Raw genomic sequence first — 892 nt, 5'->3', positions numbered from 1 at the left:
CGAGGCCAATGCCGAGAAAGCGCTGGGGTTGTTGGCGGCGCGCTATCGAATCACCGAGCAGGCCATTACGGAAAATCCTTTTAGCCAGGAGGTGCAGCGGTATTTGAAGAGCGGCATGGCGCAGGTTGAAGAGATGAAAGCGTTGCGCATATCAGGAAGCCGCACGGTGTCCATCGAGCTGACCACCACTGCACGGGTGAAACCCAACTTCCTCGGGTTGCTCACTTCCGGCGGTGGGGGTGGTTTAAACGCGGGGATGCTGTGGTTCAACATCTTATCGCTCAAGACGGCCTACAACAGCCTGCAGAAGAGCGATGCACCGGAATACACCATGGGGTTCGCTTCATCTGTTTTCGGGTTGATTGGTGCAGCGGCGGCAACGTTGGTCAGCGTGCGGGCAACGCATAAGGCCGTCATGCTGAGATTAAGTGCCACAGCGCCGGGCATGGCCTTTGGCAATGGGGTTATCAAGTTCTTGGGTAGCAATCTGTTTGCCCGATTAGCCGGATACCCGGCAATAGCATTTAGCTTGCTTTCTGATATCTCCAAAGCAAGGCGCCAGAGAGCGAACGGAAATCAAGCGGCTGCCGATTACACGTTGACTGGTGGTTTCACCATGGCTGTCGGTTCCGCTGTCGTCCTTGAAGCAGGACTTGCAATTGCAGGCGTGACATCGGTTGTGCCCTTTGCCGGATGGGCCGCCGCTGCCCTTGTCCTAGTAGGCGTAGCCATCATCGCAGGAGGCCTCTACCTACACGCCAAGGCACATGAACGCCTTCACAGCCCAATAGAACTGTGGGCAGCACGTAGCATATTCGGTAATCGCATCAATGATGGAGAGTCGCACGCCGACATCAACTTGGACTTTGACAAGAAACTGCCTGCTTTCACT

At 55.7% G+C, this 892-nt stretch carries 1 pseudogene; it reads left to right on the top strand.

The features are described from left to right. A pseudogene (locus ACK59Z_RS25835) lies at positions 1–892 on the top strand (hypothetical protein); the annotation flags it as partial.

It is taken from the genome of Pseudomonas sp. KCJK9058 (genome assembly GCF_046230975.1).
Classification (GTDB): Bacteria; Pseudomonadota; Gammaproteobacteria; order Pseudomonadales; family Pseudomonadaceae; genus Aquipseudomonas; species Aquipseudomonas alloputida.
The sequence above is the reverse complement of the archived record's forward strand: the minus strand, read 5'-3'. Positions and strand labels throughout refer to the sequence as shown.